At 69.3% G+C, this 23,894-nt stretch carries 24 protein-coding genes and 1 pseudogene; 15 read left to right on the top strand and 10 right to left on the bottom strand.

Going from position 1 to position 23,894, the window contains the following annotated elements; translation table 11 throughout:
* From O3I_RS19830 to O3I_RS19820, 3 genes are read right to left on the bottom strand one after another with little or no spacing between them, the layout of a single operon-like run.
* Positions 1-720, bottom strand: coding sequence for a TetR/AcrR family transcriptional regulator (locus O3I_RS19830; RefSeq protein ID WP_014984747.1), 720 nt, complete (start codon positions 718-720; stop codon positions 1-3).
* 57 nt (positions 721-777) lie between these two features.
* Positions 778-1,722, bottom strand: a complete 945-nt coding sequence (locus O3I_RS43875; RefSeq protein WP_014984746.1) for a CorA family divalent cation transporter — start codon at positions 1,720-1,722, stop codon at positions 778-780.
* Between the two features lie 3 nt (positions 1,723-1,725).
* Complete coding sequence (locus tag O3I_RS19820) at positions 1,726-1,914, bottom strand: hypothetical protein (RefSeq protein ID WP_014984745.1); 189 nt, start codon at positions 1,912-1,914, stop codon at positions 1,726-1,728.
* Positions 1,915-2,362: 448 nt separating this feature from the next.
* Between O3I_RS19820 and O3I_RS19815 the strand changes: the two genes are divergently transcribed.
* Together O3I_RS19815 and O3I_RS19810 are read left to right on the top strand one after the other, a co-directional pair.
* Positions 2,363-2,707, top strand: coding sequence for an ArsR/SmtB family transcription factor (locus O3I_RS19815; RefSeq protein WP_237748335.1), 345 nt, complete (start codon positions 2,363-2,365; stop codon positions 2,705-2,707).
* Between the two features lie 104 nt (positions 2,708-2,811).
* The gene (locus O3I_RS19810; protein WP_014984743.1) at positions 2,812-3,333 is read left to right on the top strand and encodes a DUF3558 family protein; all 522 of its coding nucleotides are present in this window, start codon (positions 2,812-2,814) and stop codon (positions 3,331-3,333) included.
* A gap of 16 nt (positions 3,334-3,349) precedes the next feature.
* On the opposite strand, the gene O3I_RS19805 is transcribed toward O3I_RS19810, so the two are convergent.
* The 7 genes from O3I_RS19805 to O3I_RS19775 all read right to left on the bottom strand — a co-directional run bounded on the left by O3I_RS19805 (position 3,350) and on the right by O3I_RS19775 (position 8,838).
* Positions 3,350-3,943, bottom strand: a complete 594-nt coding sequence (locus tag O3I_RS19805) for a DUF4291 domain-containing protein (protein WP_014984742.1) — start codon at positions 3,941-3,943, stop codon at positions 3,350-3,352.
* A 56-nt stretch (positions 3,944-3,999) separates the two neighbouring features.
* Entirely contained in the window at positions 4,000-5,721 is a 1,722-nt protein-coding gene (locus O3I_RS19800; RefSeq protein WP_014984741.1) for an urease subunit alpha, read from the bottom strand.
* 73 nt (positions 5,722-5,794) lie between these two features.
* Positions 5,795-6,109, bottom strand: a complete 315-nt coding sequence (locus tag O3I_RS19795; RefSeq protein WP_014984740.1) for an urease subunit beta — start codon at positions 6,107-6,109, stop codon at positions 5,795-5,797.
* 15 nt (positions 6,110-6,124) lie between these two features.
* Positions 6,125-6,427, bottom strand: coding sequence for an urease subunit gamma (locus O3I_RS19790; RefSeq protein WP_014984739.1), 303 nt, complete (start codon positions 6,425-6,427; stop codon positions 6,125-6,127).
* 81 nt (positions 6,428-6,508) lie between these two features.
* Positions 6,509-6,955 carry a PaaI family thioesterase gene (locus tag O3I_RS19785; protein ID WP_014984738.1) on the bottom strand — a complete coding sequence of 149 codons (447 nt, stop codon included), beginning with the start codon at positions 6,953-6,955 and terminating at the stop codon, positions 6,509-6,511.
* A 43-nt stretch (positions 6,956-6,998) separates the two neighbouring features.
* Entirely contained in the window at positions 6,999-7,781 is a 783-nt protein-coding gene (locus tag O3I_RS19780) for a carbonic anhydrase (RefSeq protein ID WP_014984737.1), read from the bottom strand.
* Between the two features lie 346 nt (positions 7,782-8,127).
* A complete protein-coding gene (locus O3I_RS19775) occupies positions 8,128-8,838 on the bottom strand; it encodes a hypothetical protein (RefSeq protein ID WP_014984736.1) in 711 nt (236 codons plus the stop codon).
* A gap of 109 nt (positions 8,839-8,947) precedes the next feature.
* Here O3I_RS19775 and O3I_RS19770 point away from each other — a divergent pair, with 109 nt between their 5' ends.
* The 13 genes and pseudogenes from O3I_RS19770 (at position 8,948) to O3I_RS19710 (ending at position 23,839) form a co-directional block, all read left to right on the top strand.
* Positions 8,948-9,994: a FecCD family ABC transporter permease gene (locus O3I_RS19770; protein ID WP_014984735.1), complete on the top strand. Its 1,047-nt coding sequence runs from the start codon at positions 8,948-8,950 to the stop codon at positions 9,992-9,994.
* Positions 9,991-11,076: a FecCD family ABC transporter permease gene (locus O3I_RS19765; RefSeq protein ID WP_014984734.1), complete on the top strand. Its 1,086-nt coding sequence runs from the start codon at positions 9,991-9,993 to the stop codon at positions 11,074-11,076. Before O3I_RS19770 ends, O3I_RS19765 begins: the two co-directional genes overlap by 4 nt.
* On the top strand, positions 11,073-11,948 hold the full coding sequence (locus O3I_RS19760; RefSeq protein WP_014984733.1) for an ABC transporter ATP-binding protein: 876 nt from the start codon (positions 11,073-11,075) through the stop codon (positions 11,946-11,948). The genes O3I_RS19765 and O3I_RS19760 overlap by 4 nt, the downstream gene beginning before the upstream one ends.
* A gap of 71 nt (positions 11,949-12,019) precedes the next feature.
* On the top strand, positions 12,020-12,409 hold the full coding sequence (locus tag O3I_RS19755; RefSeq protein WP_029899854.1) for a BlaI/MecI/CopY family transcriptional regulator: 390 nt from the start codon (positions 12,020-12,022) through the stop codon (positions 12,407-12,409).
* A 40-nt stretch (positions 12,410-12,449) separates the two neighbouring features.
* Positions 12,450-13,388: a M56 family metallopeptidase gene (locus O3I_RS19750; protein WP_041562723.1), complete on the top strand. Its 939-nt coding sequence runs from the start codon at positions 12,450-12,452 to the stop codon at positions 13,386-13,388.
* 220 nt (positions 13,389-13,608) lie between these two features.
* A pseudogene (locus O3I_RS19745) lies at positions 13,609-15,021 on the top strand (DEAD/DEAH box helicase); the annotation flags it as partial.
* A 299-nt stretch (positions 15,022-15,320) separates the two neighbouring features.
* Positions 15,321-16,166, top strand: coding sequence for a DMT family transporter (locus O3I_RS19740; RefSeq protein ID WP_014984729.1), 846 nt, complete (start codon positions 15,321-15,323; stop codon positions 16,164-16,166).
* A gap of 124 nt (positions 16,167-16,290) precedes the next feature.
* Complete coding sequence (locus O3I_RS19735) at positions 16,291-17,727, top strand: GuaB1 family IMP dehydrogenase-related protein (RefSeq protein WP_014984728.1); 1,437 nt, start codon at positions 16,291-16,293, stop codon at positions 17,725-17,727.
* A gap of 293 nt (positions 17,728-18,020) precedes the next feature.
* Positions 18,021-19,454, top strand: coding sequence for a hemolysin family protein (locus tag O3I_RS19730; protein WP_014984727.1), 1,434 nt, complete (start codon positions 18,021-18,023; stop codon positions 19,452-19,454).
* Positions 19,447-20,511: a hemolysin family protein gene (locus O3I_RS19725; protein ID WP_014984726.1), complete on the top strand. Its 1,065-nt coding sequence runs from the start codon at positions 19,447-19,449 to the stop codon at positions 20,509-20,511. The genes O3I_RS19730 and O3I_RS19725 overlap by 8 nt, the downstream gene beginning before the upstream one ends.
* A gap of 31 nt (positions 20,512-20,542) precedes the next feature.
* Complete coding sequence (locus O3I_RS19720; RefSeq protein WP_014984725.1) at positions 20,543-21,430, top strand: hypothetical protein; 888 nt, start codon at positions 20,543-20,545, stop codon at positions 21,428-21,430.
* A 172-nt stretch (positions 21,431-21,602) separates the two neighbouring features.
* Entirely contained in the window at positions 21,603-23,177 is a 1,575-nt protein-coding gene (locus O3I_RS19715) for an LVIVD repeat-containing protein (protein WP_014984724.1), read from the top strand.
* 2 nt (positions 23,178-23,179) lie between these two features.
* Positions 23,180-23,839 carry a DUF305 domain-containing protein gene (locus tag O3I_RS19710; RefSeq protein WP_014984723.1) on the top strand — a complete coding sequence of 220 codons (660 nt, stop codon included), beginning with the start codon at positions 23,180-23,182 and terminating at the stop codon, positions 23,837-23,839.
* Positions 23,840-23,894: the final 55 nt, after the last annotated feature.

Here is a 23,894-nt window from a genome sequence, read left to right as displayed (position 1 = left end):
TCATTCGGTCCGGAACGCGAGGTGCACCGGCTGATCGATGTCGATCGGCAGGTTGTTCAACCGGGCGACGCCGTCGAGCATGCCCTCGGCGATGATGCTGACATGGTCGGCGAACCGCTCGGTGGACATCACCTCGGTGCGAGCCCGGTTCGCGCCGAGCCACCAGTCGGTGGCCGAGCCGACCGCGCCGAAGATGGCGTACGCGGTCAGCTCCAGGCTGCCGGTGTCGACGTCCTGACCCACCAGGCGCTCCTCGATCAGCTGCGCGGCCAGCAGGGCCGAGCGCTGCGCCACCTCGATCGCACGCTCGGGCTGCTCGGCCTGCTGGGCCATCCTGCTGTGCACCAGGAAGCGGAAGACGTCGGGCTGTTCCTCGACCACCGCGACGTACTCGGCGATGGCGGTGTGCAGCAGGTGGGCGAGGGTATCGGTGGTCAGGCTGATCCGGGCCAGCACGCGCTCCCACAGTGTGCTCTGCACCCGTTCGAGGATCGCCAGGTACAGATCCGTCTTGTCCGCGAAATGCCGGTACAGCTTGGGTTTGGCGCAGCCGGCCGCCCGCGCGATATCGTCCATGCTCACGTCGGGCCCGTGCTCGGCTAGCGCCCGGAAGGCGGCATCGACGAACTCGCCGCGCACCTGCTCCCGGTGCGCACGCCAGCGTTCGGTCCTGGCGTCCGGGCGCGGCGCCGCGGGCGAGCTGCTACCGGCGGCCGTCATGCTTGTCATGATATGGAACGACGGGCCCGACCACGGCATTCAGGCCGGGAGCCGCGCTCAGCGCAGCCAGCCCTTCCGTTTGATGTAAGCCAGCGGGATCACGGCGGCCACCAAGGTCATCAGCGTGGTCGCCAGGAAGCCGTGCTGCCACTCCAGCTCCGGCATCCAGGTGAAATTCATGCCGTAGAAGGTGGCGATCAGCGTAGGCGGCAGGAAGACCGCGGTGATGATGGTGAACACCTTCACGATCTGGTTCTGTTTGACGTCGAGCCAGGTCATCACCGACTGCTGGAGATAACGCACCTTGTCGTGCTCGAAGCCGGCATGCTGCTTCACGCCGTCGATATCGGCGATCAGGATGGCGATCAGGCTCTCCAGCTCGGCGCTGTGCACGGCGATATCGGCCATCAGATGCCGTGCCGCACGGGCCAATTGGAGCTGGGTCTCCTGCGTGCGCGAGACGATCTCCTCCGCTGCGTTCATCCGGGACATGGTCCCGCGCATATCGGCGACGCCGATCTCGCGGCCGCGCTGGTCGTAACCGTTGGTGGCCATCTCGATCTCGTCGTTCATCGCCTCCAATGCGTCGCTTGCGTAGTAGATGACCCGCTCGGACGCCTCGTTGAGCGCCCACAGCAGGGCGTACATGACACCGTGCGCGGAACCGGTGAGCGCCGGATTGCGCCGCATCTTCGCGATGGCCTTGTCGAACGGCACGAAATGCTCGGCCGGTTGCAAGGTCACCAGGAACTCGGCGCCGAGCGCGAACACGATCGTCTCGCGTTCGATCGCGTCGCCGCGCTTGTAGTTGGCCACCACGGGCAGATAGAGGAAGTTGTCGGTTTCCCAGACCCGCTGGCGCGCGGCGGCGAAATCGACGCCGAGCCGCTCCCGCAGCACGGCGGCGGTGTCCGCGTCGGCCGCCGCGAGCGGGATCCAATGTTGTTGCAGGACTTCGGTATCGAAACGGTCGGCGGCCGCGACGCCGCTGGTGGGCCGCATCGGTCAGCGTCCGTAGGAGGAGTGGGCGGGCGAGACCGACGAGGAACCGACCGGCCCCTGCGGGTGCGCGTAGTGCATGGTCAGCAGTCCGACGCTGATCAGCAGGTAGAGCCCGATCGTGAACCAGATCGCCTGACGCTCCAGATTCGGTGCGCGGTGCGGTGTTTCGGCCCTCTTGAACATGGTCGCCATGGCGAACTCCAATACCTCGTGACGTCTGGTGTGGCTGCGGCCCGCTCCGCGCGAGTCCGGCGCCCGCGCGCACGCGGCATCGAGTCGCGCCCGGGCCCGGCGCGGCCGCGGGAGACGGACGCGCCTACTGCACAGGTCCGCGCACCATGCGCCGACCTGTCGGTCGAAGAATGTCGAAATCCGGTGCCGCGCCGGGCGATCGGGCGGCCGCTACCGGCCAGGATCGCGCTGGCAGATCAACGACGAACCGGCACAACCCGTTTCGCCGAGGCGGTCCGGCTGGAGACGTCGATACTGTCAACCGGCATCAGCCGCTCACCCCGCTTCGTTGGTTGCTCATCCACGCAGAATTGCGCATCCATAATTAGAAACCCGGTGACCGGTGTTCGTCAATCAGTTGCGCAAGTATTCGACTCCGTGCCACGCTACGGTCAGGTTGGAGGCGGACGTGACCGAACACGGCGAGCCGGACCTCATCCCGGCGGCGGAACTACAAGACGCGGCAGCGGTTTTCGGCATGCTCGCGGCTACCGCCCGGCTGCAGATCCTGTGGCTGCTGAGCCAGGGCGACCGCGATGTCGGCACCCTCGCCACCGAGATCGGTCAAACCGTACCCGCGGTCAGTCAGCATCTCGCAAAACTCCGACTGGCCGGTTTGGTGAATATGCGTAAAGCGGGCAGACGCAATGTCTATTCGATCGCCGATTCCGGCATCGCCGATATCGTGCGCCTCGCGTTCCGGCATCACCGGCTGCGCGGCGGCACGCTGCCGGGCTCCGCGACCCAGGGCTGACCGTACGGAGTGAGCAAGATCGCCCCTGCTCAGGTGGCCACGCTCGGCGTGTCTCGGTACCGTCACCTGGTCCGACCCGAGATCGATCCAGAAAAGGGGCGGTGATGAAGCCGTTCGCTGCCCGCATCGCCGGACTCGCCGCGCTCGCCGGCGTCCTGGCCGCATGCGGTACTCCCCCACCCGACGCCGCCCCCGCCGTCGCCGCCCACCCGTACGCCGACTGCGCGCCGGTGACCACGGATCAAATCCGCGACGCCGTGCGGGCCACCGCGCTGCTCGCCCACCACACGCCGCAGGCCTGCCTCTGGGACGCCCAGATCGGCGACGGCGACGCCGGTGTCAGCTTCACCTTCTCGGCCCGCGATTCGCTCCAGCAGATCTGGGACCGCGCCCGCGCCGACGGCTTCGAGACCGAGCACATGGTGATCACCAAGCACGTGCTCGGCACAGTGACCGCCACCGCCTTCTACATCCGCAACCCGCACGACCCCGGCGACTGCGCGGTCGCCGCGGCGGCCAACGGCGCCATCGTCTGGCGCATCCAGAACCGCACCCACTCCACCCAACTGAACCCTTGCGCCGCCGCCCTCCAACTGGCCACCCTCATGGTCGACCTCTCCCCCTAGAAAGATGATCGAGTCATCACGGACGAAGGTGGCTCAGCAGTTCGTCCGTTGCCGGGTAGGGCCGCTCCTGCGGCAATAGCCGGGCAGCAGAGTCGAATTCGCCGGCGCCGACCAGTCTGTGGATCTCGTGCGCGAGCGGCGTCACATCATCGATGGCGACCGTCCACTCGTCCGCGTAGAGCCGTGCGGCCTCCCCGCTGAGTCCGAGTTGCAGCGACCGATACGGCAGGGGCCGCAGGGACAGATCCCGTTCGGGATCCCATTGGACCCGGGCGGGAGCGCGTTTCAACTGGCTTCGCCAGGTGTCGAGGTCGGGATACCGACCGGGCTGATAGCTCGACAGGCACGCGTGCCGTAACGCCCATTCGAAGCCGCTACGCGAGATCTCCACGGCGAGAACGGTTTCCTGATCCCGCTTGGTACCCCAACCGCAGCGGTACATCATCCACAGAAACGACGGCTTGATCCATGTCATCCGATCCCGCTGCCATGCCGCGGGGAAGCGCCCGTCGCGGGCGGCGGGGCCGCCGATGGCAGGCGAGTACGCCTGATAGACAGTGATGGTGGATTCCGTGTGCAGCGCGCGGATCTCGCGCTGTGGTGCTTCCATGCCGTAGAGCGTGCCGTCGGACGACTCCGAGTGCGAGTGAATTTCGATGGACGCCCTCAGAAGAGGAAATAGCGTTGGGCCATGGGGAGTTCGGTCGCGGGTTGCTCGGTCCAGACCTCGCCGTCGATGCGGACGGTGAAGGTGTCGGGGTCCACCTCGATGCGCGGCATGGCGTCGTTGTGCGGCATGTCGGCCTTGGTGCGAGCGCGAACGTTCTTGACCGGGGCCAGTTTTCGGTGCACGCGCAGGCGGTCGGCGAGGCCGTCCTCGATCGCCTGCTCGGAGACGAAATGCAGGGAGGTGGCAGCGGCGGCCAGCGGGGCGGCGCCGAACATGGGGCGCGGCAGCACCGGCTGCGGGGTCGGGATGGACGCGTTCGCGTCACCCATCGCGGCCCAGGCGATCGCGCCGCCCTTGAGCACGGCGTGCGGGCGCACCCCGAAGAAGGCGGGCTCCCACAGCACCAGATCGGCCAGCTTGCCGACCTCGACCGAGCCGATCTCGTGGTCCAGTCCGTGCGCGACGGCCGGGCAGATGGTGTATTTCGCGATGTAGCGCTGCACCCGGGCATTGTCGGCGGCGCCGTCGCCGGGCAGCGCGCCGCGGCGGCGTTTCATCACGTGCGCGGTCTGCCAGGTGCGCAGCACCACCTCACCGATGCGGCCCATCGCCTGGGAATCGCTGCCGATCATGGAGATCGCGCCGAGATCGTGCAGCAGATCCTCGGCGGCGATGGTGGACGGCCGGATCCGGCTCTCCGCGAACGCCAGATCCTCGGGGATGGACGCGCTGAGATGATGGCACACCATGAGCATGTCGAGATGCTCGTCGAGGGTGTTGACCGTGTGCGGGCGGGTCGGATTGGTCGAGCTGGGCAACACGTTGAGATGCGCTGCGACCGTGATGATGTCGGGCGCGTGCCCGCCGCCCGCACCCTCGGTGTGATAGGCGTGGATGCCGCGGCCGGCGATGGCGCCGAGGGTGTCCTCGACGAACCCGGCCTCGTTCAAGGTGTCCGAGTGCAGCGCCACCTGCACCCCGGTGGCGTCGGCGACCCGCAGGCAGGCGTCGATCGCGGCCGGAGTGGAGCCCCAATCCTCGTGCAGCTTGAACCCTGCCGCGCCGGCGCGCAATTGCTCCCACATGGCGTCGGCGCTGACGGTGTTGCCCTTGCCGAGCAGCACGATGTTCAGCGGCCAGCCGTCGGTGGCCTCCAGCATGCGGGCCAGATGCCAGGCGCCGGGCGTCACGGTGGTCGCCTTGCTGCCTTCGGCCGGGCCGGTGCCGCCGCCGATCAGGGTGGTGATGCCGCCGCCGAGCGCCTCGTCCATCAGCTGTGGGCAGATGAAGTGCACATGGCAGTCGATCGCGCCCGCGGTGAGGATGCGTCCGTTGCCGGAGATGATCTCGGTGGACGGGCCGACGACGAGGTCGGGATGCACACCGCTCATCGTGTCGGGGTTGCCCGCCTTGCCGATGCCGCAGATGCGCCCGTCACGAATGCCGATGTCGGCCTTGATGATTCCCCAGTGGTCGATGATCACCGCGCCGGTGATCACGGTGTCCGGCGCCCCGTCGGCGCGGGTCGCGCGGGACTGTCCCATCGACTCGCGCAGCACCTTGCCGCCGCCGAACACGGCCTCCTCGCCCGCGAGACCCGGTCCGCCGCTGCGGTCTTCGGTGATCTCGATCAGCAGATCGGTGTCGGCCAACCGGATCCGGTCACCGGTGGTCGGCCCGAAGAGTTCCGCGTAGCGGGCCCGGCTCAATTCGGTCACGATGTCTCCCCTGCCCGGCGCGCATCCGAGTAGACGGGCGAATCCTGGTGCGGCACAGCCTCGATGTCGTTGCTCACTGCGCGTCCAACCGGCCCGGCGGGTTCGCGCTGATACCGTGCACCTCGCGCGTGCCACCCAGCGGCACCAATGAAACACGCTGCCCGAGACCGGGTTCGAAGCGCACCGCGGTGCCCGCCGGGATATCGAGCCGGTGGCCGTGCGCCGCCGCCCGGTCGAAGCGCAGCGCGGCGTTCGCCTGCGGGAAATGCACATGGCTGCCGACCTGCACCGGCCGGTCGCCGGTGTTGACCACGTCGAGTTCGATCCGCACCGCACCCGCGTTCAACGCGATAGTCCCCGCCGCGCAGAGGTATTCACCGGGAATCATGCTTTGCGCGTCCTTCTAGGCGATCGGGTGGTGGACGGTGACGAGCTTGGTGCCGTCCGGGAAGGTGGCCTCGACCTGGACGTCGTGGATCATCTCCGGCACGCCGTCCATCACGTCCGCGCGCGCGAGCACCGTGCGCCCGGAGGACATCAGTTCGGCGACCGAGCGACCGTCGCGCGCGCCCTCGAGCACGTGGTCGGTGATCAGCGCGACGGCCTCGGGATGGTTGAGCTTGAGTCCACGCGCCTGCCTGCGCCGGGCCAGTTCGGCCGCATAGCTCAGCAGCAGCCGTTCCTGCTCGTGCGGGGACAGGCGCATCCGGGCTCCTCACCGGGTCGGGTTCCAAGGGTGACGGTCATTCTGGCACGCCCGTTCCGGCGGCGCGGCGTGAGCGCCCGCTCAGCGCTCGGCGGGCAGGTTCTGCAACCGCACCTGGCCCCGGGCGACCACCCGCTGCTGGTCGTCGGTGATCACCACGACCCACAGCTGTTGCAGCCGGCCCCGGTGGATCGGCGTCGCTTCGCCGTAGAGAACGCCCTCGCGCACCGCTCGCAGGAAGTCGGTGTTGTTGTTCACGCCGACGACGGTGCCACGCCCGCCGTACCAGATGCCGCCGCCGACGCTGGCGAGCGTTTCGATGATCGTGCAGTACACGCCGCCGTTCTGGATGCCGGCGGGCTGGTAGAGCCGCGGCGCGACGGACCACTCGCCACGGACTCGGTCCGGGGTGGTCTCGGTGTAGCGCAGGCCGATCAGGTCGGTGAAGGTCCCCTCGCTCACCTTCGTCATCAGCTCGGGGGTGATGTCCGCCATGAACTCGCCCATGGTGGTCTGCTGCTCTGTCATGACGTCCACTTTTGCACAGCGGTTGCCGGAGATCTCCGCTGGCTCAATTGCCCGCCAGCGTGACGGCCCGGCCGTACAGCGGCTGCGTCGGACGGTTGCTGTGTGCGAACAACATCCGGTAGCGATCGACACCCGCGGACCCCACCGCGACCGGATGCTCGAGCACGGTCCAGGAGACGCCTTCACTACAGGGCGGCGTGGTGAGCGAGCCGCGATACCGGAACTGGTCCAGATCGGCGGGCAGCAGAGCGCGCAGGTCCAGACCGGCGGCCGCGGCCGGAACACCCGCCGCCGGTGCGGCCGCGAGGATCTGATCGAGGGGCGAAGGGCCGGCCCCGGCCTGCAGCAGCACGCCGAGTACCGCCAGGGCGCCCGCGCCGTTCTTGTGCACGAGGTGCAACTCCATCGCGGTGCCCGCGCCGTCGACGGTGTGTTCGCTCGGCAGGTGGAAGTGGAATTGGGCCAGTTCGAACTCCGCACCCCCGATGACGAGCCGATTCCCGTTGCCGGCGGGCAGATTCGCCTGGACGGTGTGCCCGTTGTTGATCAGTTCGAGCGCGGGCACGGTCGCGTAGTGGATATCGATGTGCTCGTCCGGTTCGAGCCGGGTATGGCTCGGCAGGTCGATCGGCGACTGTTCGTGGCCGTTCTGACAGGTCCGGTAGGCGTGGTCGAGGTCGGCCCAGTGGTCGGGGCCTTCGGCGTCGTAATCCCAGTGCGGGGCGACCGCCGGACCGCTCGGTGCCGCCACGTGACTGCGCAATCGGGGGTCGTGGCCACCGCACGCGGATACGAGCAGCAGCGCCGCTGCGGCGGTGAAACCCACGAGACAACGACGACGCGAGAATTTTCGGACGAGCACCCGGCACACTCCTCGGCACGCGATGAGTAGCCGAGAAGGTTTGCGGGACAGCGCAAACGGACGGTCGGCGACTCGAAATCGGACGAATCCCCCAGGGGTTCAGGAGAATTCACGTCCGTGACGGCGTCCGACACTAGACCTGAGAATTCGCGCCACGCCAGAGGCGAACCGAGCGACATAGGTCACAGCAGACAGAGCTGAGGGCCCCACCCGAAGGTGAGGCCCTCAGCGGCAATGGATCGGGGGTCACCGCAGCCCTCGGGACTCTCGCTCAATCCTTACGCCGGTTATGAGTATAGGTCAGGCTTACCTAAGTAAGCAAGCCCGTCGTGCGACGCACCGGCAAGCCCCGGCGCTCCAGCGCCGCCAACAGGCCTTGACCTCGCCGGGTGCCGACAACCGCGTCGGTCCGGGCCAGGTCCGGCACGTAAGTCGAAGCGCCCGCGATGGATTCGCCGACGAGCTGCCAGAAGCGCCGCGGGGTCAGGCCCGAGCACCGCGCCATGCTCGACTGGATGAGCGTCAGCGAGGGTTCACACCGATGCGCGAGCCAGACGTACATCGCACCCTCGCACGGCAGCGCCACCACACCCGGCTCACGCGCCAGATCGTCGCCGTCGACCACGCGAATCGTGGTGTCGCCCAGGCCCGCCCAATCGATGCCGCCGTCGTTGTCGGTGTGGATCCACAGGTTCTCCAGTCCCGGATCCCAGGCCCGCCCCTCCGACACCAGCAGCGCGGTCACCCGGCCGACCACCGCATGGATGAGCGCGGTGGCCACCACCTCCGCCGCCACGTCGGCGCGGATCATCTCGGCCGCGTGCCGCCGGTACATCAGCTCGATGCGCCCCTCACGCACCCCGTCGGCCAATCGCCACCAGCGCCGCTTGCCCTGCTCAGCCATCGCCGCCACCGCGTACACGCGCGGATGTTCAGGTTGCAACGCGCGCAACCTGGCACAGGCGTGATCGAACGCCATGGTCGTATGGCGTGGCGGGCAGGTGGTCATGAGCTCGGGCATTGCGCGAACCTCCTGAGGGGTTGGCCGTCGCGGTGGGTACAGCAAGATAGGTTAGGCTTACCAGACCAACCAGTACTGTGCCAGACCGAATCAGGAGTAGTTCGTCACCGTGACCACGCTTGGGACCGCACGGCGGCGGCGACTGACCGGACTTCTCGTCCTGACCGCCCTGCTCCTGCTCACCATGATCGCGAGCGTCGCGATCGGGACCAGGTCGCTCTCGCCCGGCACCGTCTACGACGCCGTGCAGCACGCCCTCACCTGCGCGGGCGGCCCGTTCAGCTGCCCCGCCGGATCCACCGCCGAGGAAATCGTACGGGGGCTCCGGCTGCCGCGCACGGCGCTGGCCCTCGCCACCGGCGTGGCGCTCGGCATGGCGGGCGCGCTGATCCAGGGCTACACCCGCAACCCGCTCGCCGATGCCGGTTTGCTCGGATTGAACGCGGGCGCAGGCTTTTTCGCGGCGCTCAGCATCTACCTCTTCGGCTTCACCACACCCAACCAGTACATCTGGTTCGCGTTCGCCGGGGCGTTGGTCGCCGGCGTCGTCGTGTTCGGCGCCTCGGCCGTCGGCGGCGGCAAGGCCAGCCCGCTGAGCCTGGTACTGGCCGGCGCGGCCGTCACCGCCTTCCTGCAAGCCATGACCCAGGCCGTGGTCCTGCTCGACGCCACGGCCCTGGATACCTACCGCTTCTGGGTGGTCGGCACCATCGCGGGCCGCGACGCCACGGTGCTGTGGCAGGTGCTGCCGTTCCTCGCGTTCGGCGTCCTGCTCGCCGTGATCGCCTCGCCCGGTTTGAATCTGCTGAGCCTCGGCGACGAGGTGGCGCGCGGACTCGGGGTGAACATCGGCCGCAGCCGTGCCCTCGGGCTGGCCGCGGTGGTGTTGCTGTCCGGCGCGGCCACCGCGGCGGTCGGGCCGATCGCCTTCCTCGGTTTGATCGTGCCGCATATCGCACGCGTCGTGACCGGACCCGACTTCCGGTGGATGATCCCCTACTCCGGGTTGATCGGCGCGATCCTGCTGATGCTTGCCGATATCGTCGGGCGGGTGGTCGCCCGGCCCGGCGAACTCCAGGTCGGCGTCATGCTCGCCGTGCTCGGCGCGCCCTGCTTCATCGCGTTCGTGCGCCGTCGAAAGCTGGTGAGCCTGTGACCGTCTCGTTGAAAACCCGCAGCGCGCGTCCGGCCCTGCGCGTCGGTCCGGTCTCGCTCGTGCTGCGCCCGGCCATGGTGCTGATCGTCGTCGCGCTGGCCGCGGCGATGCTGGTGCTGTTCTGCCTCGATATCGCGACCGGCGACTCGCACATTCCGCTCGGCCGGGTGCTCGACGTGCTGTCCGGCGGTGGCACCCGATCGCAGCGCTTCATCATCCTGGACTCGCGCCTGCCGCGTGCGCTGACCGCGCTGGTCGTCGGTGCGGCCCTTGGCCTTTCGGGCGCGATCACGCAGTCGATCCTGCACAATCCGCTGGCCGCGCCGGACATGCTCGGCATCACCACGGGCGCCAGTCTCGGCGCGGTGACGGTGCTCGTCGGCGCGGGCGGCACCGGCCTGGCCGCGACCATCGGCGCGCCGCTGGCCGCGCTGACCGGTGGCCTGCTCACCGCCGCCGCCATCTATCTACTGGCCTGGGGACGCAGTCCGACCGGCGATCAGGGCGTCACCGGCCTGCGGCTGGTCCTGATCGGCGTCGGCATCAATGCCGTGCTGCTGGCGGGCATCAGCTGGTTGATCACCCGGGCCACGCTGCAGGACGCGCAGCTGGTTCAGTTGTGGCTCAACGGATCGCTCAACAATGCCGATCGATCCCGTTTGCTCCCAGCGGCATTCGCGCTCGCCGTGGTGGTAGTGGTCGCGCTCGGTTCGGCGCGCACGCTGGCGGCCCTGCGGCTCGGCACCGACACGACCCGCTCGCTCGGCGTGCGCATCCAGACCCAACAGGCCATCCTGATCGGCGCGGCCGTGGTCAGCTCCTCGGTGGCGACCGCGGCGGTCGGGCCGGTGACCTTCGTCGCGCTGGCCGCGCCTCAGATCGCCCGGCGACTGCTGCGCACCCCCGGCGAACCGCTGATCGGGTCGGCGCTCGTGGGTGCCATCCTGGTGGTCGGCGCGGATATCGCATCCCGGTCGGTGTTCCCCGCCGACCTGCCGGTGGGCATCGTCACCGCCGGGCTCGGCGGTCCGTTCCTGCTCTATCTGCTCGTGCGAATGAATCGGAAGGCGACGCTGTCATGACCACAGAAGCCGCGGACGGCAGGCAGCCGGCGCCGACTCGGCTCGCCACCGTCGATGTCAGCCTCGGCTACGGCGACCGGGTGATCGTCGACGGACTCACCCTCGATATCGCTCCCGGCGTGATCACCACCGTGATCGGCCCGAACGGGTGCGGCAAGTCGACCCTGCTGCGTTCGCTCGGCCGGCTGCTGCGTCCGCAGCAGGGCCGAGTGCTGTTGGACGGCAAGGCCATTTCCACGATGAAGACCAAGGATGTGGCGCGGGTGATCGGCATGCTGCCGCAGTCGCCGATCGCGCCGGAGGGCCTCACCGTCGCCGATCTCGTCGCGCGCGGCCGGCATCCGCACCAGTCCTGGTTCCGGCAGTGGTCAGTGGACGACGAGGCCGAGGTGATGACCGCGCTGGAGCAGACCGGCATCGCCGATCTCGCCGATCGCGCGCTCGACGAGTTGTCCGGCGGCCAGCGCCAGCGCGCGTGGATCTCGATGGCGCTCGCGCAGGGCACCGACATCCTGCTGCTCGACGAGCCGACCACCTATCTCGACCTCGCGCATGCGGTGGACGTGCTCGACCTGGTCGACCGGCTGCATGCCGAGCTGGGCCGCACGGTGGTGATGGTGCTGCACGATCTCAACCTGGCGATCCGCTACAGCGACGAGCTGATCGTCATGCGCGACGGCCGGATCGTCGCGCAGGGCCGTCCCGCCGACATCATCGACGTGCAGTTGCTGCGCGAAGTCTTCGATCTGGATGCCTCGGTGCTGCAGGATCCGGTATCGGGGCGGCCCATGATCGTGCCGATCGGCACCCGGCATGTGGTGGGTAAAGCAGGTGGCCCTGCTATGTCCAAATCCGCCGCATATGACAAATGACACACCAGCTATTCCATAGTTACGACACCGTGTAGTACGCATCGGCGTCGTTGAGTCCCTAAAATTGTGGGATGGCAGGACTTGGTGAACTCGAGAAAGCGGTCATGGACCAATTGTGGTCAACCGACGAACCGCAGACCGTCCGGCAGGTGCACGAGGCATTGGCCGCACGCCGCGAGCTCGCGTACACCACGGTGATGACAGTGCTGCAGCGACTCGCGAAGAAGAACCTCGTGGTCCAGCAGCGCGACGACCGCGCGCACCGGTACGCGCCGGTGCACACCCGCGACGAGCTCGTGGCCAGTTTGATGGTCGACGCGCTGCAGCAGGCCGACGCCGCGGGCAGCCGCGCCGCGGCCCTGGTGCACTTCGTCGAACAGGTCGGCAAGGATGAGGCTGCCGCGCTGCGGGAGGCACTCGCTAAGCTCGAAGCATCCGAGGACACACCGCCACCGCAGTAGACTCCTCGCGACCTTGCCCCCAACGCAGTGAGCTGAGTCGATGAACGCAACCGCGCCGGTATTCGCCGGTCTCGCATTGCTTCTCGCGGGGCCTGCCCCGGCCCTGCTCAGCCGGGCGACCTGGACATACCGGACGCCCCGCGCAGCAGTCGTGCTCTGGCAGGCGATCGCGCTGGCCGCCGTACTCAGCGCGTTCGGCTCCGGACTGGCCATCGCGGCCGAACTGCTCGTACCGGGTTCGGACGGCCGGCCCACCACCTCCCCCACCCGAGAGATCGACGCGCTCGGTCTGCCGTTGTGGCTCGCCTACGTTTTCGTGTTCATGCTCACACTGCTGGTCGGTGCGCGGCTCATCTACGCGATCGTCCGGGTCGGTGTGCACACCCGCCGGCGTCGCGCCCGGCACCGGATGCTCGTCGACCTGCTCGACCAGAGCGGCCCGCACCGGCGCGCCGCCGATATCCGCGTGCTCGCCGCCACCGAGCCGATCGCCTACTGCCTGCCCGGCCTGCGCCAGCGCGTGGTGATCAGCGAGGGCACGCTGACCAACCTGGACGACGCCGAGATCACGGCGATCGTCAGCCACGAACGTTCGCACCTGCGCGCCCGGCACGACCTGGTGCTCGAGGCGTTCACCGCGGTGCACGAGGCGTTTCCCCGGGTGGTGCGCAGCAAGGCGGCGCTCGGTTCGGTGAAACTGCTGATCGAACTGCTCGCCGACGATTCCGCGGTGAAGGTGACCGGCCCCAAACCGCTGGCCCGCGCGCTCGTCGCCTGTTCCAAGTCGACCGCGCCGCAGGGCGCGCTCGCCGCGGGCGGACCCACCACGCTCATCCGCATCCAGCGGCTGACCGGGCGGATCGGGGACGTGCGCGTCGCCAGCGCCGCCTACCTCGGTTCCGCGGCCATTCTGGTCGTGCCGACCATGGCCGTCGCGGTACCTTGGCTGGTCGAATTGAGTCGGCTGTTCCGCGGCTGAACTCATGGGACGTATCCTGGACACTTGGCCTACCGAACGGTCGGCCGCATCGCCCCTTCGCGCTGCACCCTGAAACCCTCTGTCCGCAGCGCGCGCTGCACCGTAGCGTGCACCGCCCCGACCCACTCTGAACAGCGTGTTCTGCCCTGCGAACGCGCCGTCTTACGAAAGGCACACACCACTCGTGACCCCCTCGACCACCGTCGCCGCGGCGCCCACCGTGTCATTTACGGACCTGGGCCTGCCCGCCGTGCTCGTACAGGCACTGCGGCGCGACGGCATCGAGGCACCGTTCCCCATTCAGGCCGCAACGGTGCCGGACGCCCTGGCGGGCAAGGATGTGCTCGGCCGCGGCCCGACCGGATCCGGCAAGACCCTCGCCTTCGGACTGCCCATGCTGGCCCGCCTCGCCGGCGCCGCCTCTCAGCCCGGCCGCCCGCGCGGTCTGGTGCTCGTGCCCACCCGTGAGCTGGCCGCGCAGATCGAACGTGCGCTGGACGCACCGGCGCTCGCGCTCGGCCTGCGGGTCGCCTCGGTGGTCGGCGGCGCGCCGATCAAGCGGCAGGCCGACCGCCTCGCCCGCGGCGTCGATCTGCTGATCGCCACCCCCGGCCGCCTCGCCGATCTGGTGATGCAGCGCTCCGCCTCGCTCGCCGACGTGCGGATCACCGCCCTCGACGAGGCCGATCACATGGCCGACATGGGCTTCCTGCCGCAGGTCACCAAGCTGCTCGACCAGACCCCGAAAGACGGCCAGCGCCTGCTGTTCTCGGCCACACTGGACGGCGAGGTGGACAAGCTCGTCAAGCGCTACCTGCGCTCGCCCGTCACGCATTCGACCGCGCCGCCCGCCGCGTCGGTCGCGACGATGACCCACCACCTGCTCTTCGTGCGCGACAAGCTCGCCAAGCGCGCCGTCGCGTCCGAGATCGCCGCGCGCGAGGGCCTGACCATCATGTTCGTCCGCACCAAGCACGGCGCGGACCGGCTGGCCAAGCAGCTGCGCGGGGTCGGTATCCCGGCCGGTGCGCTGCACGGCGGCAAGGCGCAGAACAACCGGACCCGCACGCTCGCGGCCTTCGCCGACGGCTCGGTGCCGGTGCTGGTCACCACCGACGTCGCCGCGCGCGGCATCCACGTCGACGGCATTTCCCTTGTGGTGCACGTCGATCCGCCCGCCGAGTCGAAGGCCTACCTGCATCGCGCGGGCCGGACCGCGCGGGCCGGCGAGGACGGCGTGGTCGTCACGCTGGTGATGGACGAGGAGCGGCGCGACGTCGAATCGATGACCCGCAAAGCCGGCGTCGACATCAAGGGCATCGCGGTGCGCCCCGGCGACCGCACCCTGATCGAGATCACCGGCGCGCGTCAGCCCTCCGGCGTTCCGGTCGCCGCGCCTGCACCGCCGAAGCAGGCTGCGGCGGAAGGCGGTTCGACCACCGGACGACGGCGTTCCGGCGCCACAGGCCGCCGTTCCGGCGCCGCCGACCCCGCGGGCCGTCCGGCCCGTGCCGGCCGCTCTGGCGCCGGCTCGGGGCGCGGCACGGGCGGCCGGAGTGCCGGTGCCGCCAAGGGTTTCCGCGACGACGCGACGTCCGGCGGGACGAACAACAGCCGGAACGAAGGCTCCGGCAAGGGTTTCACGCGACGTGACGACGGCACGACCCGCGCCAACGCGGGTGCCACCGGGCGTGGCGCGGCTGCGCGCGGCGGGTCCACCGGCCGCGGCGCGGCCTCGGCCAAGATCGGCGCAGGTCGTGGTGCCGCACCCGCGAGCGCGGGCCGCACTACCGCGGGCGCGGCCGGATTCGCGGGCACCGGTGCCCGGTCCGGCGGCAACAGCACCGGCGACACGCCCGGCAGGGCACGGCGACGCGCCGTGCGCCCGGAACGTGCGCCGAGCACCCGCAATCACGGGGCAAACTAGCGCTCGTGACCGGCCATCCGGCGGGCGCCGTCGCCTGCGCACTGCTCGCCGCGCTGTTCTTCGCGGTGGCGGCGGTGGCGCAGCAGCGGGCGGCCGCGGCGGTGCCCGACGAGGTGCCGCTCGTCCGTGCGCTGCTGAGCAATCCGCGGTGGTGGGCCGGTGTGGTCGGCGATATCGGCGGTTACGCGATGCAGGTGGCCGCGCTCGCCCTTGGCGCGGTGCTGCTCGTGCAGCCGATCCTGGTGAGCGCCTTGGTGTTCGCGCTGCCGCTGGCCGCACGGCTGAACGAACGCCGAATCTCGGCCCGCACCTGGGCGATCGCGCTCGCGCTGGTGGGCGCGCTGGTCGTCTTTCTGGTCGTCGGCAACCCGTCCGAGGGGAATACCACTGCGCCGCTGCGTGATTGGCTGATCCCGTTGATCGCTCTGGTGGCCCTGGTCGGCAGCGCGGTCGGTATCGGCCTTCGATCGGCCGATACCGGCAGGCGCGCACTGTTGCTCGGCGCCGCGAGTGGTGCGCTCTACGGCTTGGCCGCCGCGCTCACCTCGTACGTCACGGATCTGTTCGAACACGGCCTGCTCGAGGTGCTGACCAGCTGGCAGACCTGGGCGCTGGTCGCCGCCGGGATCACCGGGGTCTACCTACAGCAGAAGGCATTCCAGGCCGGTTCGCTCGCGGCATCGCTGCCCGCGGTCACCATCGCCGAGCCGCTCGCGGCGGCCTTCGTCGGCGTCACCGTGCTCGACGAACGCTTCCGCACCAACGGTTTCGGGTTGCTGGTCACCGCGCTGGCCGTGCTCGTCATGTGCGTCGCGACGATCAGCCTGTCGCGCGCGCAGGCGGCCGCCTGACCCAGGCACAGCTCACACCGCCCGGACGCACCGCGACACGCCCGAGCCGCGGGCTGTGAGGTTCGTCTCGGCCGAATGCCGGCGGATTGCGCACCACCGCCCGGACTTGGTTATCATCGGTTAAGTGCAGTTTCTCCCTGGCCATCAGCCGCCGTATGACCTGACCTACGACGACATCTTTCTCGTCCCCAATCGGACGGACGTCGCCTCCAGGTTCGATGTCGACCTCTCCACCGTCGACGGCACCGGCACCACCATTCCCATCGTCGTGGCCAATATGACCGCGGTCGCGGGACGTCGGATGGCCGAGACCGTCGCCCGTCGCGGCGGCATCGTCGTGTTGCCGCAGGATCTGCCGATCAGCGCGGCCGCCGACACCATCGCCTTCGTCAAGAGCCGCTCGCTCACCGCCGACACCCCGGTCACCCTCGACCCGGAGCGCTCGGTGTCCGAGGCCGTCGCCTTGATGCACAAGCGCGCCCACGGCGCCGTGGTCGTGGTCGACGCGGGCCGCCCGGTCGGCGTCGTCACCGAGGCCTCGTGCACCGATGTCGACCGCTTCGCCCGGCTGCGGGACGTCGCGATCACCGATTTCGTCCAGGCCCCGGTCAGCACCTCGCCGCGCGACATCTTCGAACTGCTCGAGGCCAAGCATGCCCAGCTCGCGGTGCTCACCGCCGCGGACGGCACCCTGGCCGGCGTGATGACCCGCACCGGCTCGGTGCGCGCCGGGATCTACCAGCCCGCCGTCGACGACCGCAACCAGCTGCGCGTCGCCGCCGCGGTCGGCATCAACGGCGACGTGGTCGCCAAGGCCAAGGCCCTCGTCGACGCCGGCGCCGACGTGCTGGTCATGGACACCGCGCACGGCCACCAGGCCAAGATGCTCGAATCCCTCAGCGCCGTGCGCGATCTCGCCCTCGGCGTGCCGCTGGTGGCGGGCAACGTGGTCTCCGCGCAGGGCACCCGCGACCTGGCCGCCGCGGGCGCCGACATCATCAAGGTCGGGGTCGGCCCGGGCGCCATGTGCACCACCCGCATGATGACCGGCGTCGGTCGCCCGCAGTTCTCCGCGGTGGCCGAATGCGCCGCCGCCGCAAAGGAACTCGGCGTGCACATCTGGGCCGACGGCGGCGTGCGGCACCCGCGCGACGTCGCCCTCGCGCTGGCCGCGGGCGCGTCCAACGTGATGATCGGCTCCTGGTTCGCCGGCACCTACGAGTCCCCGGGCGATCTGCGCGTCGACCGCGACGGCAACGCGTACAAGGAAAGCTTCGGTATGGCCTCCAAGCGCGCGGTGGCCGCTCGCACCGCCTCCGACAGCGGCTTCGACCGGGCCCGCAAGGCGCTGTTCGAGGAGGGCATCTCCAGCTCGCGGATGCGGCTGGACCCCGAACGCCCCGGTGTCGAGGACCTGATCGACCACATCTGCTCCGGCGTGCGCAGTGCGTGCACCTACGCGGGCGCGCGCAGTCTCGCGGAATTGCACGACAAGGCCGTGCTCGGTGTGCAGTCGGCCGCCGGGTTCGCCGAGGGCCGGCCGCTGCCCAGCGGTTGGTGAACGCCGTTTCCTGATCCACCTGCCCGGCACGGCGTCCGACACGCCCGTGCCGGGACACCCACCGGCCCACGCGTCCACGACGTGGGCCGGTAACATGGGGGTTGCCGGCCTCCGGCAGCACATCACCGGCTTCGCGAAAGGATCCAGTTGTCACCCGCGTCCAAGGGCGCAGCACAGGAGGGCTCCTCTACCGAGCCGGGTGACAAACCCGGCGTCCTCCTACTCCCCCGCGTCCTCCGAGTCCGAGCTCCATTCCCGATCGGCGGGTCTCCGGCCATCAGGTGGTGCCGACGATGACCGTCGCGCTCACCGTGCTCAGTTTGCTCGGATTCATCGCTCTCACGGCAGGCACGGCGCTCTTCGTCGCCGCCGAATTCTCGCTCACCGCCCTGGAACGCAGCACCGTCGAAGCGCACGCGCGCGAGGGTGACGTGCGGGCCCGCATGGTCCGCCAAGCGCATCGCACGCTCTCGTTCCAGTTGTCCGGCGCCCAGCTCGGCATCACGATCACCACACTGATCACCGGCTATATCGCCGAACCGGTGCTCGCCCGGCTGCTCGATCCGCTGTTCACCGGCCTCGGGCTCAGCGACGGCGCCGCCCGCGGCCTCTCGCTCGCGCTGGCGCTCGTACTGGCCACCTCGCTGTCGATGATCTACGGCGAGCTGGTGCCCAAGAACATCGCCATCTCCAAACCGCTGGCCACCGCGCGCGTCACCGCAGCGCCGATGGTCGCGTTCTCCGTGGTGTTCAAGTGGCTGATCCACTTCCTCAACAACACCGCCAACTGGGTGGTGCGCCGCTTCGGCGTCGAACCCGCCGAGGAATTGCGTTCCGCGCGTTCGCCGCAGGAACTCGGCTCGCTGGTCCGCACGTCCGCGCTGCGCGGCGCGTTGGACTCGCGCACCGCGCAGGTCATCGACCGCTCCCTGCAGTTCGGTGAGCGCAGCGCCGAGGAACTGATGACGCCGCGGGTGAAGATCGAATCGCTGGACAAGCTCGACACGATCGCCGATCTCATCGACGCCGCCGGCCGCACCGGCTACTCGCGATTCCCGGTGATCGACGGCGATCTGGACAACACGCTCGGCGTGGTGCACGTCAAACAGGCGTTCACCCATCCGGCGGGGGTCCGGCGGACCGTCCCGCTGCAGATGCTGGCCCATCCCGTGCCGATCGTGCCCGCGAGCCTGGACGGCGACGAGGTGCTGGAGCGAATCCGCGCCGACGGCATGCAGGTCGCGCTGGTGGTCGACGAATACGGCGGCACCGCGGGCATCGTCACCATGGAGGACATCATCGAGGAGATCCTCGGCGACGTCCGCGACGAGCACGACGAGGAAGAACTCGACGTGCGCCGCGTCTCCGACGGCTGGGACTGCTCGGGTCTGCTGCGCATCGACGAGGTCTCGCGGGCCACCGGATACGACGCGCCCGAGGGCGAATACGAAACGCTCGGCGGCCTGGTGCTCACCCGCCTCGGCCGTATCCCGGAGCCGGGCGACGAGGTGCTCTTGCCCAATCCCCGTTCCCAGCAGTGGTCTTCGGAGGATTCCCCGGCTTCGGGTGGCTGGATCGCCCGGGTGGAACGCATGGACGGCCGTCGCATCGACCGGGTCCGGTTGATCCCGGTCGCCCCGGAAGAGCTTGCGCTGCGGCGCTTCCAGCACGAAGAAGCCGAGTCCGGCACGGCGGCGGATCGCGAACAGGAGCACAGTCATGGGTGACCTGTTCGGCGTGCTGCTCACCGTGGTGCTGCTCGCCAGTAACGCCTTCTTCGTCGCTGCGGAATTCGCCTTGATCTCGGCCCGCCGGGACCGGCTCGAAGCACTGGCAGCGCAGGGAAAACGCAACGCCAACACCGTGATTCGGGCAGGCGAGAACCTGTCGATGATGCTCGCCGCGGCACAGCTCGGCATCACCATCTGCTCGATCCTGCTCGGCCGGGTCGGCGAGCCGGCGGTCGCGCATCTGCTGGAGGGCCCGTTCGAGTTCCTCGGCTTGCCCGAACAGCTGTTGCACCCGGTGGCTTTCGCGATCGCGCTCGCCATCGTGGTGATCCTGCACATCCTGTTCGGCGAGATGATTCCGAAGAACATCGCGCTGGCGGGTCCGGAACGCAGTGCCCTGCTGCTGGTTCCGGTGCACCTGATGTGGTTGCGCCTGGCGCGTCCGCTCATCGCGGTCTACAACCTGGCCGCGAACCTCACGTTGCGCATGTTCCGGATCGAGCCCAAGGACGAGCTGGAGGCGACCGTCTCCTCCGTCGAACTCGCCGAGATGATCGGCGAATCCCGCTCGGAGGGCCTGCTCGACGAGGAGGAGCACCGCCGGCTCACCCAGGCGCTCGGCACCAGCGACCGCGTGGTCACCGATGTGATGGTGTCGCTCGCGACCACCCGCACAGTGCCGTTGCGGGGCAGCGGAACCACGCTCGGCGATATCGAATCCGCGGTCGCCGAAACCGGTTTCTCCCGCTACCCGGTCCAGGCGAGCGACGGTTCGCTGGTCGGTTACCTGCACGTCAAGGACGTGCTGGACAAGGTCGCCGACGAGACGGCGGGGCCGGAGACGCCGATACCCCGCACCGATATCCGGCCGTTGCCGACCGTCAGCATGCACACACCGCTGTACGAGGCGCTGGCCCGGTTGCGGCGCACCAACAGTCACCTGGGGCGCGTCGTGGACACCCGCGGCAACACCACGGGCATCGTGGCGTTGGAGGATCTGGTGGAGGAGTTCGTCGGCACAGTCCGCGACGGGACGCACCGGATCATCGAATGAGTTCGCGGTACGGCATTTTCGGGGTTCGGCGATGAGCACGGGGGCGACGGCGGTGCTCGCCGAGCACGAGTGGCGCGCCCGGGCGGCCGCGCACCTCGACCGCCTCGATGCGCTGGTGGGCCCGTATCTCGAACGGCGCGCGTCGGGTTCGACGCATCCGGTGATCGATTTCTTGTTCACCTACTACGGGCACAAACCCGCGCAGTTGCGCCGCTGGCATCCCGGCTTCGGCGTCACACTGGCGGGCGCCCGCGAGTACGACGGCGCCCGCGGCTACCACCGGGTCGGCGCGGCGCACACCGCCGACCCCGGGTATCTCACGCGCCGCCGCGACACCCTCGAGTTCATCGCGAAGTTGTTGCGCGCCACCGCGGCTCGTCCCGCTCAGCTGTCCTGCTTCGGGCTGCACGAGTGGGCGATGGTCTACCGCACCGACGACATCCGGCACCAGCAGGTGCCGCTGCGGCTCGGCCGCGCGGGCACCGACGCCGTCGTCGAGTCGATGTCGTTGCGCTGCACCCATTTCGACGCGTTCCGCTTCTTCACCCCGGCGGCGGTGGGCCGCAATGCCGAACCGCTCACCCGCGCCGATCAGCTGCGCCGGGAGCAGCCCGGCTGTCTGCACGCGAACATGGACCTCTACAAGTGGAGTTTCAAACTGGCCCCGCTGGTCTCGTCCCAGCTGATGCTGGACTGCTTCGAGCTGGCCTGCGCCGCGCGCGAACTCGATATGCGGGCCAGCCCCTACGATCTGTCTGAGTACGGCTACGCCCCGGTGCGCATCGAGACGCCGGCCGGGCGCGCGGAGTACGCCAGAGCCCAGTCGGCACTGGCCGACCGTTCGGCCGAGTTACGCGGCATTCTGCTCGACGTCTGCGATGCGCTGCTGACCCAGGAAACGCAGCTCACCAGCAGTTGAACACCCGTACCAGATCCCACGTTCCGGGACGGCACGCCGCGCGCCCTGCCAATTTCCGCGAAACCCTTCCCATAAGTTAACGGTAGTTACTACCATTCAGTCAGTTTGGTCGGCTGTCCCAGTCAGTTCGGTCGACCACGTAACAACTTGCTGAAGGTTGGGGAGTTCGACGATGCGCTCACTGCCACGCCTGCGCGGCACCAAACCGCTGGTCCTCGTCATGGTCGGGCTCGCGGCCGCCCTCATGGTGCCGAGCAGTGCGTCGGCCGACCTGCAATCCGATATCCAGACCGCCGTGCAGGAGTTCCTCGACGTCGGCCGCACCGCGGTCCCGCGCGCCGACTGCGGACCGGGCGCGGCGCCGGAGAACGGCATGCAGGGCGACGTGACCGCCGCCGACCGGGACAGCGGACGCAGCACGCAGGGCTACCGCTGCAACATGTCGTTCGTCGGCGGCTTCGCCGGCCGCGGCGCAGGCATCACCTCGACCAGCTTCGAACACTGCGCCTACATGGGCTCGTTCTTCCCCGGCGACCTGATCAGCGAGGGGCGCGGCGTTCAGGTGCTCGACGTGTCCGACCCGGCACACCCGCGGCCGACCGTCACCCTCACCGAACCCGCCATGCTCGCGGGCACCTGGGAGAGCCTGAAGGTCAACACCGCACGAAAACTGCTGGTGGGCACCGGCGTTCCGGTGGGCACCGGCGTCGGCTACCTGTCGGTCTACGATATCTCCGACTGCGCGCATCCGCGCCTGCTCAACCCCGGGCCCGGCACGAATATGCTGATGCCGCTGCCGATCACGACGCACGAGGGCGGCTTCTCGCCGGACGGCAACACCTATTGGGCCTCGGGCATCGTGCCCGGTTTCGTCAGCGCGGTCGACCTCACCGATCCGGCGAACCCGCGCGTCGTGTGGCAGGGGCTCACCGGTATCGAAGCGCACGGTTTCGGGATCAGCGCCGACGGCAACCGGATGTATCTGTCCGCGCTCGGCGGCTTCACCGTGCTCGATATCAGCGCGGTGCAGCGCCGCGACCCGAACCCGCAGGTGCAGCACATCGGCCGGGTGTTCTGGACCGACGGCTGGGCCACCCAGCACAGCATTCCGGTGACCTACGGCGGCAAGCCGTATCTCTACACGGTCGACGAAGGCGGCTCCGGCGGTGTGAAACTCATCGATATCGCCGACGACACCGCCCCCAAGGTCGCCGCGAAGATCAAGCTGGAGATCAACCTGCCGCAAAACATCGACGCCAATATCGGGTCGTCCATGGGCGGTTCGGCGTTCGCCTACGAATCGCACTACTGCACCGCCGATCGCCGCGACGATCCGACGGCGCTGGCGTGCGGGTGGATCTCCTCGGGCATTCGGGTTTTCGACATCCGGAATCCGCGCGATATCCGCGAGATCGCCTATTACAACCCGCCCGCCCGCACCGGGCAGAACCTCAGCCTGTGGAACTCGCCGCACGCGCTGGCGTCGATCATCGGTGTGCCGCTGATGAGTACCCCACCGGCGCTGCGCGCGGTGCTGGAGGGCCAGTTCAATCCGCTGGACGCGCTCACCCCGCGCACCGGCAGGCTCGCCTTCGGCGACGTGTCCACCGACTGGTGCCTCTCGCCGCCGGAATGGCGTGGCTCGCAACTGTTTGTCACCTGCTCCGACAACGGATTCATGGTGTTGCAGCTGGACAACGACGTGTATTCGCCGCCGGCGGACCAAGAGTCGATCGTCGGGTCCTAGCCGTGCCGCGCTGGATCCGGGGTGCCGCGTTCCTCTCCGCCGCCTTCGCCCTGCTCGTGCTCGGCGCCGCGTTGCGGCCCCTCGTGCTGCCGGAGAAGCACACGGCGACACCGGTTCTCAGCGCGGTGGAGATCGGTTTCACGCAGGACATGACCGCCCACCACCAGCAGGCGCTGATCATGGTGCAGCGGCTCGACCCGGGCGTCGACCCGACCGTCCTGCGGCTGGCCCAGCAGCTCGACAGCACCCAGCGCCTCGAGATCGGCACCATGCTGGGCTGGCTGCGGCTGGCGAACGCCGCCCCCATGTCGGCCCGTCCGATGGCGTGGATGCACGCGGACGAGACTGCTACGCATCAGCATTCGCTGCCGGTGGCGCAGACCGAGCCGAAAGCGCCGCCCGGCACCGGGATGCCGGGAATGGCGACGACCACCGAACTGGACGCGCTCGCCACGGCGCGTGGACGCGACGCCGAAATCCTGTTCCTGCAGTTGATGTATCGCCATCATCGCGGCGGCATCGCGATGGCGCAGGCGGCCGACCAGCTGCTCACCGCGGGCCCGGTGAAAGAAACCGCGCGCTCGATGATCCACGGGCAGGCGCAGGAGACAGGACTCATGGGGATGCTGCTCGCCGAGCGGGGTGCCGCTCCCCTGCCCTGATCAGTGCATCAGGTCGCGCCGCGAGTCCGGTCACGGCGCAAGCCCGGTCACGACG

Origin of the sequence: Nocardia brasiliensis ATCC 700358, from assembly GCF_000250675.2 — a bacterium.
GTDB lineage: Bacteria > Actinomycetota > Actinomycetes > Mycobacteriales > Mycobacteriaceae > Nocardia > Nocardia brasiliensis_B.
The sequence above is the reverse complement of the archived record's forward strand: the minus strand, read 5'-3'. Positions and strand labels throughout refer to the sequence as shown.